We start from the raw sequence: 15,545 nt of genomic DNA, 5'->3' as shown, positions 1-15,545 counted from the left end.
CTTCTGAAGCGGATGAACACCGACACCATGAGCTCCGAAACGACCACAACGATCCCGGAGGCGGCCGCCGTGCCGCCTCCGGGCCCCGCGCCGGTCAACAACAAGCGGGTCCCGCAGGGCCACCGGCGCCTGCTGACCCGCCGTGACCGCATCACGCTCGGCTTCATGGCCGGCGTGCCCACCGTCCTGCACGTGGCCCTGGTCTGGGTCACCGCGCTGGCCTCGATCGCCCTGGCATTCACCAGCTGGGACGGCATCGGCTTCGGCTCCATCAAGTGGGTCGGCCTGGACAACTTCAAGCAGCTGTTCAACGACAACCCGCAGTTCTGGCCGGCCGTCGAGCACAACGTCATCTGGTTCGTCGTGCTCATCCTGATCCCCACCCCGTTCGGCCTGTTCCTGGCCGTGCAGCTGGACAAGAAGATCCGTTTCTCCCGGGTCTACCAGACCGCGTTCTTCCTGCCGGTCGTGGTCTCGCTCGCGGTCACCGGGTTCGTCTGGCAGCTGGTCTACAACCCCGACACCGGCCTGATCAACAGCCTGATCGGGGCCAACAAGCCCGGCCACTACATCGACTGGATCGGCGACCCGCACCTGAACCTGTGGGCGGTGCTGATCGCCGCGTCCTGGCGGCACACCGGCTACATGATGATCCTCTACCTGGCCGGCCTCAAGGGCGTCGACCCCTCGCTGCGGGAAGCGTCCTCGCTGGACGGCGCCAACGAGTGGCAGACGTTCAAGAACGTCATCTTCCCCACCCTGCGCCCCACCAACACCGTCGTCCTGGTCGTCACCATCATCGAGGCGCTGCGCGCCTTCGACCTGGTCTTCGTCTTCAACAAGGGCGCCCAGGGCACCGAGCTGCTGTCCATCCTGATCACCAACAACATCATCGGCGAGTCCAGCCGCATCGGCTACGGCTCCGCGATCGCGGTGGTCCTGCTGGTCATCTCCCTCGTCGTGATCATCCCGTACCTGATCTCGACCTTCCGCAAGGAGCGCAGCGCATGAGCACCCCCACCGTCGCGCTCGGCGCCAAGCAGCGCACCCCCCTGCGCCCCGCCCGGATCCTGCTGCACGTCTTCCTGATCGGCACCTCGCTGGCCTGGCTCGCCCCGCTGCTCTGGGCCGTCTTCGCGGCCCTGCGCCCCTACAGCGAGACCAGCACCAAGGGCTACGTCTCCTGGCCGGACAAGCTGAACTTCGACAACTTCAAAAACGCGTTCGAGCAGTCCGACATGCTCCACTACTTCGGGAACACACTGCTCATCGCGGTCCCGGCGGTGCTGGTCACCCTGCTGGTGTCGTCGATGGTCGCGTTCTACGTCTCCCGCTTCGACTTCCGGCTGAACATCTTCCTGCTGCTGGTCTTCACCGCCGGCAACCTGCTGCCGCAGCAGGTCATCATCACCCCGCTGTACCGCATGTACCTGCTCATCGACCTGCCCGGCATCACCATGAGCGGCAAGCTGTACGACTCCGCACTCGGCCTGGTCCTGATCCACGTGGCGTTCCAGTCCGGGTTCTGCGCCTTCGTCCTGTCCAACTACATGCGCATGCTGCCCCACGAGCTCACCGAGGCCGCCCTGGTCGACGGCGCCTCCGTGTGGCGGATGTACTGGCAGATCGTGCTGCCGCTGTGCAAGCCCGCGATGGCGGCCCTGGGCACCCTGCTGTCCATCTGGATCTACAACGACTTCTTCTGGGCCATCGTGCTGATCTCCACCGGCGAGAACATGCCCATCACCTCCGCCCTGAACAACCTCTCCGGCCAGTACTTCACCGACCCCAACCTGGTAGCCGCCGGCGCCCTGCTCACCGCGATCCCCACCCTGATCGTGTACTTCGTGCTCCAGCGCCAGTTCGTCAGCGGACTGACCCTCGGCGCCAACAAGGGCTGACACACCCGCACTTGCCCCTCCCCTACACCTCTCCCGGAGCACCACCAGTGAGTAACGAACGCCGTCTCCGCCTTCCTGGCATCGCCTACGGAGGTGACTACAACCCCGAGCAATGGCCCGAGGAGGTATGGGCCGAGGACATGCGCCTGATGCGCGAGGCCGGGGTGACCATGGTCAGCGTCGGCATCTTCTCCTGGGCTCTGCTCGAACCGGCCGAGGGCGTCTACGACTTCGCCCGCATGGACAAGATCCTCGACCTGCTCCAGGAGAACGGCATCGCCGCCGACCTGGCGACACCGACGGCGGCGCCGCCGGCCTGGTTCTTCCACACGTACCCGGAAGCGCTGCCGGTCGACCGGGACGGCCGCAGACTGTCGTACGGCAGCCGCCAGACGTTCTGCCCGAGCAGCCCCGCCTACCGCCGAGCAGCACTGAGTATCGCCGGGGCGCTCGCCGAGCGCTACGCCGACCACCCGGCCGTCGCCATGTGGCACGTGCACAACGAGTACGGCTGCCACAACGACGCCTGCTACTGCGACACCAGCGCCACCGCCTTCCGCACCTGGCTGCGCGCCCGCTACGGCGACGACCTGGACGCCCTCAACCATGCCTGGGGGACCACGTTCTGGAGCCAGTGGTACTACACGTGGGACCAGATCCTGCCGCCCCGCACCACCGCAGCTCCCCCCAACCCCACCCACCAGCTCGACTGGCGCCGCTTCTGCTCCGACGAACTGCTCTCCCTGTGCACCGCCGAACGCGACGTACTGCGCCAGGCCGCTCCGGACACCCCCGCGACCACCAACTTCCTGGTCCTGCGCACCATCGACGCCCTCGACTACTGGCGCTGGGCACCGGAGCTGGACATCCTCTCCAACGACCACTACCTGCTGTCCGACGACCCGGAGGCCGAGGTCGACATCGCGCTTCACGGCGATCTGATGCGTTCGCTCGCGGGCGGACCGTGGTTCCTCATGGAGCACTCGACCGGCGCCGTCAACTGGCAGCCCGTCAACCGGGCCAAGGGACCCGGAGAGATGCGCCGCAACGCACTCGCGCACGTGGCCCACGGCGCCGACGGCATCGCGTTCTTCCAGTGGCGGGCGGCAAAGGCGGGCGCCGAGCAGTGGCACTCGGCGATGCTGCCGCACGCCGGAACCGACAGCCAGATCTGGCGGGACGTCGTCCAACTGGGCGCAGACCTGCGGGCGTTGGCCGAGGTACGGGACTCCACCAGCACGGCGCAGATGGCGATCGTTTGGGACTGGGACGCCCGCTGGGCACTGGAACTGCCCTCCCAGCCCAGCGGCGAACTGCGCTACCAGGACCTGGTACGGGACTGGTACACCCCCCTGTGGCGGGCAGGCGTCGCCGTCGACTTCGTACGCCCCGACGACCCCGAACTCGACCGCTACAAACTCGTCCTGGCGCCGTCGCTGTACCTGGTGACGGAGGCGGCCGCGGCGAACCTCGCCCGGTTCGCAGAGCGCGGGGGCACGCTGGCCGTCGGCTTCCACAGCGGCATGGTCGACGAGAACGCCCATGTGTACCTGGGCGGCTACCCTGGCGCGTTCCGCGACATCCTCGGCGTGGTCACCGACGAGCTCTTCCCCCTGCTGCCGGGCGAGACGAACGGCCTGACCGGCGACGTAGCGCCGGGCGCCACGGCCGACCTGTGGTCGGAACGCATACGGCTCACCGGCGCACAGGCCGTCGCCTCCCACTCCGACGGCCCACTGGCCGGCCACCCCGCCGTCACCCGCCACCGGTACGGTGACGGCACCGCCTGGTACGTGGCCACCCACCCTGACCAAGACACTCTCGCCGCCCTGCTCAACCGTATCCGCCAGGATGCCGACGTCACACCAGAGCACGAGGCACCCGCCGGTATCGAAGTCGTCAGGCGCCACGGCACGGTGGCCGACTACCTGTTCCTTATCGACCACACCGGAAAGGGCGCCGAAGCGCCCGCCGAAGGCGTCGAACTCCTCACCGGCAAGCCGATCTCCGGAACGGTCAGCATCCCACCAGGAGGCGTCGCCGTCATCCGAGAGCCACACTGACCAGAGCGCAGGTCGTGGGCGCCGACGCGTGGGACCCGCGCTGATCCGGATCGAGCGCAGGACAGTCGCCTGCCTCCGACCCATCGGAGGCTCTTCGCCGGCCGAAGTGACCGGTCCGCGGTACTCCACTCCTACCCGGACCGATCACCCCCTGTACCGGGATCCCCTGACATGCGGCCGGGCGGTCAGGCCGTACCGAACTACGCCTGGACAGCAAACGGGCCGTCACAGAAGGGGAACTAGTACTGGCTCTGAGCGCCTCGGACAGCAACGGCAGGACCGGCGTGGATCCGGCTGCGAGAAGGGGAGTCGCCGGACTCCGTGATCGCACTGGTCGACAGCCTGGTAAAGGTGACGCACTGCGCACGCTGCTGAACCGCGCGAACCCGGATGCACCACCCGCCACGCTCGACCTGAGCGCTGCCACCATCGTTGCCATCACCGATACCGCAGACTCATGGCCCTCACAGGTCGCGCTCACCGAACTCACTTACCAAGCTCTGCACCCGGTGATGCCCGCCGCCCAGCGTCTGCCATGGCTACAGCGCGGCACTGACTACCACCCTCAGCACTACGAAGAGTTGGCCGCCCACTACCGTCAACTCGGCCACGATGACGATGCGCGGACAGTGCTCTTGGCCCGACATCGACAACGGCGGCGTAACTTGCCAGGGCCTGCCCAACTCTGGGGTTACATCGAAGACGTCACTGTTGGATACGGCTACAGACCAGGGCGCGCGCTCATATGGCTGCTGGCACTTATCGCTACCGCTGCCATCGCCTTCTCAGCAGCACCGCCCCAGCCTTCCCAGTCCAACGGAGCATCCTTCCAACCGGTCGTCTTCGCACTCGACCTCATCCTGCCCGTCCTCGACCTCGGCCAGGAAAAGGCGTTCACCCCGGTTGACAGCACTGCCTGGATCGCCTGATTCAGCTCCCTCTCAGGCTGGCTAGTCGGCACCACCGTCGTCACTAGCCTCACCCGCTCCTAAACGCTCGCAACACAAACTTGTGCTGGCCGGGCGTGACCTGCGGAGCTCTTTCGCCATTGGTTGGACGCGGATAATCGGCTGTAGGTCGTTAGAGCCTGTCCGGCGGATCTTTCCGGGCCCGGCGCTCCTGGCACGGCTGCGTTACTGGGCCGTACTAAGGTTGGCCGGACAGTCACGCGAGCGATGGCCACCGATCGGCGGCCCACTCCAGCCATCCTGACCACCCAGGAGGCGGACCTCCCACCTCATGTCCATCGAGTTCCGTGGCGTCGGGCTCCTCGAACAGCGTCCTCCAGTGCACGAGGTCCGTCTCGCTCATCGCGAAAGTCAGATACGGGGTGGCCGACTGGCGATGGGCGATCCGGGCACGTTGGGTCTCATGGTCCACCGGCACGTACACAAGGCGACAGGACGCGCCCACAGACATCACCAACCAGCGGATCGCGGACCTCTCGTCACGAGACCAGCATCCGAAATCCAGGACCACGTTCGTTCCCAGCTTCAGCGCCTCCAGACCAAGCCAGAGCAGCCGACCTTCCAACACATCGCGCTTCCCTTCCGGCTGCGGATCACCGAACAGCGGGATCATCCACTCATCGGGCGTCAGCCGCAGCGCGCTGTGCTCCTTGGCCAGCTGCCGCGCTCTCGTGGTCTTTCCGGCCCCTGGCAGGCCGACCGTCAGGAACAGCGTCGTCACGCCCAGATCTTGTCACGAAGGCCAAGTGATCACGGCTTGAGCCAAAGGCGGATCGAAGCCCCGGTGGGGTGCCATGGAAGACGTAGGCGCGCTTGTCGAATCTCGTGGCCACGGCCCGGGAGCTCCTCAGCGCGTTGATCGTCCGCTCAACTTCGTTCCTGCGCTTGTAGATCGTCTCGTCGAAGCCGTCGGGCCGGCCGCCCTTGTTGCCACGCGGTGGCAGTTGCCCGCTGGTTCTTCGAGGATCGTGTGCTTGTTCTGGCGACGTCGCAGGTAGCGGCGGTCGCGTCGGCATTGGTCAGGACAGACGCGAAGAGCCTGGCCCATGCGCCATCCGCTGACCATCGCCGATGCCGCTCGTACACGGTCTTCCCCATGCCGAAACGCGTAGGCAGATCCCGCCACGGCACCCCGGTCCGGTTCCGGTACAGGATCCCGTTGATGTTCCTGCGGTGACTGCCCCAACATCCCCCACGGAACCCGAACTTCGACAGATGCGGCTTCAGCCGGACCCGTTCGCCGCTGGTGAGATCTTCCCGCCCCATGGGCATGCCACCGAACCGAGACCAAGACGGTCACAAGGTCCGTCGGACAGACCCTCGCGAACCGATGCGGCCAAGGAACCAAGATCCGGACCATTCGACACCTGGCCTTGTCGACTCTCCACAAGGTGACAGCGCGAGCCGTGTCGATCCGCACCACCGCCCACCTCAACCACGCGCCAAGTCAGCGTTCTCCCGGTCGCCGTCAAACCCGTGGAAGCCCTGCGTAGGCGACTGGGCCTCGAAAGAAACTTGGTAACCAGCCTGACGGGACGTCAGGAAAGTCAGCAAGGGCTCTGCCACAGCTGCCCACAGACGGCCACACCGTGGAGTCGCCGCCTGCCCCGGCCCGAGACGGAAACGCGGTCGACCGCCCTCCAGCAAGCGGTCGACCGCGGGAGGCGTTGCCCGGCCGCGCCGCACTCGACAGCTTCACCGACACGCAGGCATCTTCGCAGCTCAGCGCACTCTGCCCCGCGGCTTCAACGGCAGGGGCGGCAGTTCCGGAGCGGGCAGCGGGGCGCCCTCGTACCCCTTGACCTCACCGAACCGTGTGCCTTCCATCCAGTCCCGACGGGCCTGTTCGATCTCCTCCTGGGACCGCCCGATCCAGTTCCAGAACATGACGAGCTCCTCCTCGAACGGCTCGCCGCCCAGGAGCATCAGGCCCGCCTCCGACTCGGCGCGCAGCGGCAGTTCGGTGCGGCCGCAGCCGAGGTAGAGCATCGAGCCGGGCAGGAGCGGCACCCCGTCCACGTGGGCCTCGCCGGACATGGACAGGACGGCGTACTCGAAGTCCGGTACCAGCGGCAGGCGTACGTCCGCGCCGCGGGCGAGGGCCAGGTCGGCGCCGACGATGGGCGTGTAAGCCGTTCCGGGCGAGCGCGCGCCGTCGAGGTCTCCCAGGATGAGCGTGGCCGTCAGGCCCGGTGCCGTGATCTGCGGCAGCTCGGCGTGGTGCTCGAAGCGCGGGTCGGTGTGGCGGTGGCCGTCCGGCAGGGCGACCCAGAGCTGGGCGCCGTGCAGGAAGCGGGCGTGGGACTTCGGGCTCTCCTCGGAGTGGCTGATCGCGCGGCCGGAGGTCATCAGGCCCAGCTCACGGGGGCGGATGGTCTGGAGGCTGCCGGTGGAGTCGCGGTGCAGCACCTCGCCCTCGTGCAGCCAGCTCACCGTCTGCAGCCCCATGTGCGGGTGCGGGGGCACCTGCATGCCGGGCTCGTCGGCGATGTCGTCGGGGCCGTAGTGATCGACGAAACACCAGGCGCCGACCATGCGGCGGCCCAGGTTGGGAAGAAGCCGGCGCACCTCGCTGGACTCGCCCAGCTTGACGCGCCGAGGGCTGAGGAGTTCGCGCACGGGTTCCGCCACCACGAAGCCGCGGCCGCCGCACAGGGCGGGAACCGGCTCGCGATCAAGATTGCTCATGGCGCCCAACCTAGACCCGTGAGGCGATTTCCGTCAGGTCGTCCCTCCGGGCTCCGCGACGGTCGTTTCGCGGGCCGCCCGTCGTCCGGTCGGAAAATGGTAGCCATGGATATAGTAGCCATGTACTGTATCGGCATGAGTACGGCTTCCGAGGGCGCGACGCCCGGTTTCCTGGTCTGGCGACTGTCGATGAAGTGGCGGGTCGCGGTCGACCGCGCGGTGGCGCCGCTCGGCCTGACCCACGCCCAGTACTCGCTGGTGGCCTCGCTGTACGGCATGCAGCGCGGCGGTGAACGCCCGAGCCAGCGACGCCTCGCCGACCGGACCGGCCTCGAACCGCTCTACGTCTCCAAGCTGGCGCGCTCCCTGGAGAGCGCCGGGCTCCTGGAACGCACCCGAGACCCCCGCGACCCGCGCGCGGTGCAACTGGCGCTGACCGAGGAGGGCCGTGAGCGAACCCTGCGCGCCATCAAGGTCGTCCAGGGGCTCCTGGAGCAACTGCTGGCACCGCTCGGAGGCCTGGACAGCGCGCGCACGCGGGAGTTCAAGCGCGAGCTGTCGACCCTGCTCGACGCACCTCTCGACCCGACGAACGAGAACCTCGAGGAGCAGTCATGACCACCACCACTCCCGTCCTCAACCCCCGTGTCATAGCCCTGGCCCACTATGCCGCCCGCGCACTTCTCGAGAGCGTCCTGGCCCGCCACGGCGCGACCTTCCAGCAGTCCGTCACCCTGCGGCTCGCCGCCGTCGCCGAGGGCCCGGTCGAGCGTCACCGCATCGTCGAGGACCTCGTCGGCGCACTGAAGATCGACGCGACGGAGGCGCACTCCGTGGTCGACGAGCTGATCTCCGCGGGACTGCTGGCCCCCCACGAGCCGTCCCAGGTGCGGATCACCGGCACCGGACGGCAGTTGTTCGAGACGACGTCCGCCGAGACCGCCCCCATCACCGCCCGGGTCTACGCCGGCATCCCCGAGGAGGACCTCGCGGTCGCCGGACGCGTCCTGAGCCTCATCACCGAGCGGGCCGACAAGGAGCTCGCCGCCCTGAACACGTAGCGGGACAGCACGTACGTCTCAGCCCGCCGTCACGCCCTTCCTGCCCGCCGATGGGCGACCTCGCCGAGGATCACGTCGGCGACGATGAAGCCGGCCAGCGGTATGCCGAGCAGCGGCACGAAGTAGCCGAGGACGGCGACGACCACCACGCCGGGCACCAGGATCTGCGGGGGGACCTGCTGCCAGGCTCCGCGCGGGACCGGCCGCCCGAAGGCGGAGCCGCGGCCGCGCTGCCACCACATGCGGTAGCCCCACACGATCAGCAGGACCAGCGACAGCGCGAGAAGCATCAGGGCGATCTGGTTGACCAGCCCGAACAGGACGCCGGTGTGCAGATCGATGCCCCAGCGGGTCAGCTTGGCGAGCAGCGGGTGGTCGGCGAACCGCAGCACGTCGGTGACCTCGCCGGTGGCCGGGTCGACGGCGACCGCGTCCTGCTTCTCGGGCCAGCTGCGCTGCACCTGCCGTACGACATAGGTCGATGACGCGTCGGCGGGCGGGACGATCTCGACGGGGTCGCCGAGCCCTTCGGCACGGGCGGCGGCCAGCACCTTGTCGAGGCCCACGCCGTGCTCGGCGCCCCCGGCCGAGGCGGACGCGCCGTGGCCCGAGTGGTCGCCGCCCGCGGCCGCGGAGACCGACGGTGTGGACTGGCCCAGCGAGGTGCGGAGTTCGTCGATGTTGGCGCCTGCGTACGTCGACCAGGTCAGTCCGGTCGCCGACAGGAAGATGAAGCCGGCCGCGGCCCAGACGCCCACGCTGCCGTGCAGTCCGAGGGTGCGGCGCCGCCCGCTGGTACCGCGGACCTTGCGCAGGGCGCGGCGGCGGGAGAACCACAGCGCGATGCCGCCGCCCGCGATCACCCACAGCCAGCTGGCGGCGAACTCGCTGTAGAGGCGGCCGTTCTCGCCGAGGTGGAGGTCGCGGTGGAACTCGTCGATCCAGGTGCGCAGCGGCAGCGCGCCGGTGGAGCCGTACTGCTCGAGCGCGCCGCGGACCTTGCCGGTGTACGGGTCGACGAACACGGCGAGGGTGTGGTTCGGGTCGACTCCCTTCACCCCGGACAGCAGCACCCTGGTCGTCGCGTCGTCCTCGGGGGAAGGACGTACGGCGGAGACGGTGCCCTCGGGGTGGGCCTTGCGCGCGGCGGCCACCTGCTCGGTGATGGGCAGCTTGCTGTCGCCGACGGCGCCGACGGTCATCTGGTCCCGGTAGACGATCTTCTCGGCCTGGAAGGCACCGGCGTACAGGAAGCCGGTGGCCGCGGCGATGAGGAGGAAGGGCGCGACGAACACGCCGGCGTAGAAGTGCAGACGCAGCACGAGCGGGCGCAGCGGGGCCCATCTGCTGGGAACCGGCGCGGAGGCGGCCGGTTGCGGGGCCTCGTCGGATGAGGGTCCCCCCGCTGGAGCGGAGCCGGAAGTGGGGGACGTCGGGGGGACGATGGACATCGGCGGCTTCTCCGAGGGCTGGGGACGGTAGCGGTCCAGTAGTCGGAGGAAGGACGCATCGAGTTCCCGGGACGTGCAGTGACCTGCATCACACGAGAGGCCAACGTCCCGCCCGGTGTCATGGCATCCTGGCGCGATGGCAACTCCGAGTCATCGCGCGCCCCTTGCCGAGCTGGTCGAGGAACTCCTGGCCACGGACGGTCCGCTGCCGATCGTGACGGCCGGTGAACCGGTCCTGCGGCGCGTTTCCGAGCCGTACGACGGCCAGTTGGACGCCGCGCTCCTGTCCCGTTTCGTCGAGGCCCTGCGCGTCACCATGCACGCGGCGCCGGGCGTGGGCCTGGCCGCCCCGCAGGTGGGGGTGCCACTGCGCATCGCGGTCGTCGAGGACCCGGCGCCCGTACCCGAGGAGGTGCGGGAGGCGCGTGGACGGGTGCCGCAGCCGTTCCGCGTGCTGGTCAATCCGTCGTACGAGCCCGTCGGCGCGGAACGGGCCGCGTTCTTCGAGGGTTGTCTGAGCGTGCCGGGCTGGCAGGCCGTGGTGGCACGGCCTGCTCAGGTGCGGCTGACATGTGAGGACGAGAACGGCCGCCCGGTCGACGAGGTGTTCAGCGGCTGGCCCGCGCGGATCGTCCAGCACGAGACGGACCACCTCGACGGCATGCTGTACCTCGACCGCGCCGAGCTGCGCTCGCTGTCCTCGAACCAGGCGATGGCCGAGCGGTGGACGCAGCCGACACCACAGCAGGCGGCCGCGTCCCTCGGCTTCGAGCTGCCCTAGTTGTCCCGGTAGGCCTCAAGGAGCCGCAGCCACACCTCGCTGATCGTCGGGTACGACGGGACCGCGTGCCACAGCCTGCTGATCGGGACCTGGCCCGCGACGGCGATCGTCGCGGAGTGGATCAGTTCGCCGACGCCGGGGCCGACGAAGGTGACGCCGAGGAGGATCTCGCGTTCCAGGTCGACGACCATGCGGGCCCGCCCCCGGTAGCCGTCGCCGTAGAGGCCGGCGCCCGCCACCGAAGCGAGGTCGTAGTCGACCGCGCGGACCCGGTAACCCGCCTGTTCGGCCTCCGCCAGGGAGAGGCCCACCGCGGCGGCCTCCGGGTCGGTGAAGACGACCTGGGGTACGGCGCCGTGGTCGGCGGTCGCGGCGTGGGCGCCCCAGGGATCCGCCTGGACCGGGGCTCCGGAGGCCCGGGCGGAGATCGCCGCTCCCGCGATGCGCGCCTGGTACTTGCCCTGGTGGGTGAGGAGCGCGCGGTGATTGACGTCGCCGACCGCGTAGAGCCAGTCGCTGCCGGTCACACGGAGGGTGTCGTCGACCTCCAGCCAGGTGCCGGGCTCCCGGCCGATCGTGTCCAGGCCGATGTCGTCGGTGCGCGGGGCGCGACCGGTGGCGAAGAGGATCTCGTCGGCCTCGATGCGGTCGCCGGTGCCGGTGACGACCACGACCGTGCCGTTGTCGCGGCTGACCGACTCGACCGACGTACCGGTGCGGACGTTCACGCCCGCTTCGGTGAGCGCCTCGGCGACGAGTTCGCCCGCGAAGGGCTCCATGCGGTTGAGCAGTCCCTTCCCGCGCACGAGAAGGGTGACCTGCGAGCCGAGTGCCTGCCAGGCCGTGGCCATCTCGGTGGCGACCACTCCCCCGCCGACCACGACAAGCCGTCCGGGCGCCGCCTTGGCGCTCGTGGCCTCGCGGCTGGTCCACGGCTTGACCTCGTCGAGGCCCGGCAGGTCCGGCAGGACGGCCCGGGTGCCGGTGCAGAGGGCCACGGCGTGCCGGGCGGTCAGCACCTTCCGTATGCCGTCGGGACCGGTGACCGTGACCGTGCGCTCCCCGGTGAGACGGCCGTGGCCGCGGTGGAGGTCGGCGCCGATGCTCTCCAGCCAGCCGATCTGGCCGTCGTCCTTCCAGTTCGAGGTGAAGTAGTCCCGGCGTGCGAGAACCGCGGCCGTGTCGAGGGGGCCCTGCACCGAGGCGCTCAGGCCCGGCAGGCGGCGCGCGTCTCCCTGGGCGATCACCGGCCGCAGCAGGGCCTTGCTGGGCATGCAGGCCCAGTAGGAGCACTCTCCGCCGACCAGCTCGCTCTCCACGACCGCGGTGGAGAGGCCGGCCGCACGGGTGCGGTCGGCCACGTTCTCCCCCACGGGTCCGGCACCGAGCACCACTACATCGTAGGTGGAGCAGGCGATGTTTTCCGTTTCCGTCATGGGCCCAGTCTGGTGGGTGGTGTGCGCTCGGGCCACCAGGGGTACGCGCGCCGCAATACCGAGTGGTGACAGCTGTGGAATACCCGGCGGACAAGCCGTGTTGAGCCGACGGCTTCGCTCCGAGACCAGGAAGAGGGATCACGTCATGAGCAGCACCGTGGAGCTCACCAAGGAGAACTTCGACCAGACGGTCACGGACAACGAGTTCGTCCTGATCGACTTCTGGGCGTCGTGGTGCGGCCCGTGCCGCCAGTTCGCGCCGGTCTACGAGAAGGCCGCCGAGGACAACCCGGACCTGGTGTTCGGCAAGGTGGACACCGAGGCGCAGCCGGAGCTGGCCGCGGCCTTCGGTATCCAGTCGATCCCGACGCTGATGATCGTCCGCGACCAGGTCGCGGTGTTCGCCCAGCCGGGCGCGCTGCCCGAATCCGCCCTGACGGACGTCATCGGGCAGGCCCGCAAGCTGGACATGGCCGAGGTCCGCAAGGCCGTGGCCGAGCAGCAGGCCCAGGCCGAGCAGAACGGCGAGTAACCCCTAGAAGGGGTAGGCCGCCACGTCCGCGCGTACCGTCGTCCAGCGCACGTCGGTGAAGGCCTCCACATTGGCCTCACCGCCGAAGCGAGCGCCGGTGCCGGACGCGGCGATCCCGCCGAAGGGCGCGACCGCCTCGTCGTTCACGGTCTGGTCGTTGATGTGCACGATGCCGGTGGGAATCCGCTCCGCCAGGTCGAGACCGCGGGCCGCGTCCCCGGTGACGATGCCGAGCGAGAGGCCGTACGGCCCCGCGGCGGCCAGGGCGGCGGCCTCGTCGACCGTACTGAAGGACCGTACGGGTGCGACGGGGCCGAACACCTCCTCCGCGTAGGCCGGCGTGCTGTCGTCGAGGCCCGCGAGGACCGTCGGGCGGTAGAAGAGCTTCTCGTGCGTGCCACCGGCCGCCAGCTTGGCGCCCTGGGCGGTGCTGGCCTCGACCAGGCCGCGCACCTTGGCGAGCTGGTTGTCGTCGATGATCGGGCCCAGGTGGACCTGTTCCCGGTGGGGGTCGCCGACGGCGAGGGAGTCGGCCTTGGCGGCCAGGCGCTCGACGTACTCCTCGTACAGCGAGTCATGGACGAGGTGGCGGCCGGTCGTCATGCAGATCTGGCCCTGGTGGAAGAAGGATCCCCAGGCCGCCGTGGAGATGACGGCCTCGATGTCGGCGTCCTCCAGGACGATCAGCGCGGAGTTGCCGCCGAGTTCCAGGTGGGCGCGCTTGAGGTGTCGTCCCGCCGCCTCCCCCACCGCGCGGCCCGCCGCGGTCGATCCGGTGAAGGAGATGACGGGGACGCGCGGGTCGGCGACCAGGGCCTGGCCGACATCGGGGCCGCCGGGCAGGACGTGGAACAGCCCTTCGGGCAGCCCGGCCTCGGCGAAGACGGCGGCGAGCGAGAGGCCGCCGCAGACCGCGGTGCGCGGGTCCGGCTTCAGGATCACCGCGTTCCCCAGCGCCAGGGCCGGGGCGACGGAGCGGATCGAGAGGATCAGCGGAGCGTTGAAGGGCGCGATCACGCCCACGACGCCGACCGGGACCCGGCGCGTGTAGGACAGGCGGGGCGCCTCGGTGGGCAGGACCTGGCCTGCGGGGCGGGAGGCGAGGGCGGCGGCCTCGTAGCACTCCTGGGCGGCCACGTGCAGTTCGAAGTCGGCCTTGCCGGGGATGGACCCGGACTCGCGGACGAGCCACTCGCGCAGTTCGTCGGCGTGGGCGGAGAACAGGTCACCGGCCTTGCGCAGCACCCCGGCCCGCACGAAGTGCGGGAGCCGGGCCCATTCGGTCTGGGCGGCACGGGCGGCCGCCGCGGAGCGCTCCACGTCCTCGGCGCCGGCGAGGGTGACGGTGGCGAGCGTGTCGCCGGTGGCGGGCTCGGTGACTGCGTACGCAGGTCCCGAAAGGGGGTGGGGCTGCCAGCTCTTGGGGGCGAGCAATGACATGACGGCTCTCCGTTCGATCACCGGTGGGACTCACACCGGGAGCGGTAGTCCCGTGTAGTTCGCGGCCAGTTCGGCGGCCGCGTGGCGGGATGCGGTGATGCGGCGCAGCCGTGCGAGCTGCATCCGACTCTCGAACGCATCCCCATTTGGTTGAGCGTGCAACATCCTAGTCATGTCGTACGAGAACCGCGTGGCCTGCCACACACGAGAAAGACACAACTTCGAATATCGGTCGATCAGTTGTGTCGATCCCGTGCGGAGCAGTTCGATCAGGGCCCGGGCGAGTACGGATACGTCGGACACGGCGAGGTTGAGGCCCTTGGCCCCGGTCGGCGGCACGATGTGCGCGGCGTCGCCGGCCAGCAGGAGTCGGCCGTGGCGCATCGGTTCGTGGACGTAACTGCGCATGGACGTCACCGACTTGGCGGCGATGGGGCCGCGCTTCAGTGTCCATTCGGCGTCGATCGCGAAGCGGTCCGCGAGCTCGTCCCAGATCCGCTCGTCGGACCAGTCGTCGGGATCGGTACCGTTCGGGACCTGGAGGTAGAGCCGGGAGACGGCGGGCGAGCGCATGCTGTGCAGGGCGAAACCGCGCTCGCCACGAGCGTAGATCAACTCCTCGCAGGACGGCGGGACATCGGCGAGGATCCCGAGCCAGGAGTACGGATAGTCATGCTCGTACGTCCGGCTCGTCGCCGCCGGGAAGGCCTCCCGGGAGATGCCGTGGAAGCCGTCGCAGCCCGCGATCCAGTCGCAGGTCAGCGTCTGTTCGCGGCCCTCGTGCAGGAACCGCACGACAGGGGCGTCGCTCTCCGGCTTCTCGACCGCCAGAGCCTCCGCCTCGAACAACAGCGGTGGCCCCTCGTCCAGCTGGAGCGCGACGAGATCCTTCACGATCTCGGTCTGGGCGTAGACCGTGACCGTGCGGCCACCGGTGAGGACGGGGAAGTCGATGTGGTGCCGCTCCCCCGCGAACCGCAGCTCGATGCCCTGGTGGACCAGTCCCTCGGTCTCCAGACGCTCGGCGGCGCCGCACGCGCGCAGGGCGTCGACCGTGCCCTGCTCCAGCATCCCGGCACGCTGACGGTGCTCGACGTACTCCCGCGTCCTGCTCTCCAGCACCACACAGTCGATCCCCGCCCGGTGCAGCACGCGGGCGAGGAGCAGTCCGGCGGGGCCGCCGCCGATGATCCCGACCGTGGTGCGCATGGCAGGCCTCCCTGC

Annotated in this window: 14 protein-coding genes and 1 pseudogene; 8 read left to right on the top strand and 7 right to left on the bottom strand. The window is 69.5% G+C overall.

Annotated features, from left to right (window positions below):
* Positions 1 to 27: 27 nt before the first annotated feature.
* From QF027_RS44065 to QF027_RS44050, 4 genes are all read left to right on the top strand, one after another.
* Complete coding sequence (locus QF027_RS44065; RefSeq protein ID WP_307081078.1) at positions 28 to 1,011, top strand: carbohydrate ABC transporter permease; 984 nt, start codon at positions 28 to 30, stop codon at positions 1,009 to 1,011.
* Complete coding sequence (locus QF027_RS44060) at positions 1,008 to 1,901, top strand: carbohydrate ABC transporter permease (RefSeq protein ID WP_306980871.1); 894 nt, start codon at positions 1,008 to 1,010, stop codon at positions 1,899 to 1,901. The genes QF027_RS44065 and QF027_RS44060 overlap by 4 nt, the downstream gene beginning before the upstream one ends.
* 47 nt (positions 1,902 to 1,948) lie before the next feature.
* Positions 1,949 to 3,964 (top strand): beta-galactosidase, encoded by a 2,016-nt coding sequence (locus QF027_RS44055; RefSeq protein ID WP_307081075.1) that lies wholly within the window; start codon positions 1,949 to 1,951, stop codon positions 3,962 to 3,964.
* Positions 3,965 to 4,248: 284 nt separating this feature from the next.
* A complete protein-coding gene (locus tag QF027_RS44050) occupies positions 4,249 to 4,893 on the top strand; it encodes a hypothetical protein (RefSeq protein WP_307081073.1) in 645 nt (214 codons plus the stop codon).
* A gap of 235 nt (positions 4,894 to 5,128) precedes the next feature.
* Here the strand turns inward: QF027_RS44050 and QF027_RS44045 are convergent, their stop codons facing one another.
* The 3 genes and pseudogenes from QF027_RS44045 to QF027_RS44035 all read right to left on the bottom strand — a co-directional run bounded on the left by QF027_RS44045 (position 5,129) and on the right by QF027_RS44035 (position 7,620).
* Positions 5,129 to 5,653, bottom strand: coding sequence for an AAA family ATPase (locus QF027_RS44045; RefSeq protein ID WP_307081071.1), 525 nt, complete (start codon positions 5,651 to 5,653; stop codon positions 5,129 to 5,131).
* A gap of 29 nt (positions 5,654 to 5,682) precedes the next feature.
* Positions 5,683 to 6,198, bottom strand: a pseudogene (locus QF027_RS49855) (transposase).
* A 456-nt stretch (positions 6,199 to 6,654) separates the two neighbouring features.
* Positions 6,655 to 7,620, bottom strand: coding sequence for a pirin family protein (locus QF027_RS44035; protein WP_307081069.1), 966 nt, complete (start codon positions 7,618 to 7,620; stop codon positions 6,655 to 6,657).
* A 135-nt stretch (positions 7,621 to 7,755) separates the two neighbouring features.
* Between QF027_RS44035 and QF027_RS44030 the strand changes: the two genes are divergently transcribed.
* Entirely contained in the window at positions 7,756 to 8,238 is a 483-nt protein-coding gene (locus tag QF027_RS44030; RefSeq protein ID WP_306973260.1) for a MarR family winged helix-turn-helix transcriptional regulator, read from the top strand.
* On the top strand, positions 8,235 to 8,681 hold the full coding sequence (locus QF027_RS44025) for a MarR family transcriptional regulator (protein WP_307081068.1): 447 nt from the start codon (positions 8,235 to 8,237) through the stop codon (positions 8,679 to 8,681). Before QF027_RS44030 ends, QF027_RS44025 begins: the two co-directional genes overlap by 4 nt.
* Positions 8,682 to 8,710: 29 nt before the next feature.
* Here QF027_RS44025 and QF027_RS44020 read toward each other — a convergent pair whose 3' ends face one another.
* Positions 8,711 to 10,132 carry a PepSY-associated TM helix domain-containing protein gene (locus QF027_RS44020; protein ID WP_307081065.1) on the bottom strand — a complete coding sequence of 474 codons (1,422 nt, stop codon included), beginning with the start codon at positions 10,130 to 10,132 and terminating at the stop codon, positions 8,711 to 8,713.
* A gap of 136 nt (positions 10,133 to 10,268) precedes the next feature.
* Between QF027_RS44020 and QF027_RS44015 the strand changes: the two genes are divergently transcribed.
* On the top strand, positions 10,269 to 10,913 hold the full coding sequence (locus QF027_RS44015) for a peptide deformylase (protein WP_306973263.1): 645 nt from the start codon (positions 10,269 to 10,271) through the stop codon (positions 10,911 to 10,913).
* On the opposite strand, the gene QF027_RS44010 is transcribed toward QF027_RS44015, so the two are convergent.
* On the bottom strand, positions 10,910 to 12,349 hold the full coding sequence (locus tag QF027_RS44010) for a dihydrolipoyl dehydrogenase family protein (RefSeq protein ID WP_306973264.1): 1,440 nt from the start codon (positions 12,347 to 12,349) through the stop codon (positions 10,910 to 10,912). The two genes, QF027_RS44015 and QF027_RS44010, sit on opposite strands and share 4 nt — an antisense overlap.
* A 145-nt stretch (positions 12,350 to 12,494) precedes the next feature.
* Between QF027_RS44010 and trxA the strand changes: the two genes are divergently transcribed.
* The gene (gene trxA, locus QF027_RS44005; protein ID WP_266556282.1) at positions 12,495 to 12,881 is read left to right on the top strand and encodes a thioredoxin; all 387 of its coding nucleotides are present in this window, start codon (positions 12,495 to 12,497) and stop codon (positions 12,879 to 12,881) included.
* A gap of 3 nt (positions 12,882 to 12,884) precedes the next feature.
* Here trxA and QF027_RS44000 read toward each other — a convergent pair whose 3' ends face one another.
* Positions 12,885 to 14,321, bottom strand: coding sequence for a benzaldehyde dehydrogenase (locus tag QF027_RS44000; RefSeq protein WP_307081063.1), 1,437 nt, complete (start codon positions 14,319 to 14,321; stop codon positions 12,885 to 12,887).
* 30 nt (positions 14,322 to 14,351) lie between these two features.
* Positions 14,352 to 15,530, bottom strand: a complete 1,179-nt coding sequence (locus tag QF027_RS43995) for a 4-hydroxybenzoate 3-monooxygenase (protein WP_306973266.1) — start codon at positions 15,528 to 15,530, stop codon at positions 14,352 to 14,354.
* Positions 15,531 to 15,545 lie beyond the last annotated feature (15 nt).

It is taken from the genome of Streptomyces canus (assembly GCF_030816965.1).
In the GTDB taxonomy this organism is placed as follows: Bacteria; Actinomycetota; Actinomycetes; order Streptomycetales; family Streptomycetaceae; genus Streptomyces; species Streptomyces canus_E.
Note: the sequence above shows the minus strand (reverse complement) of the source record. Positions and strands in the feature narration are given on the sequence as shown.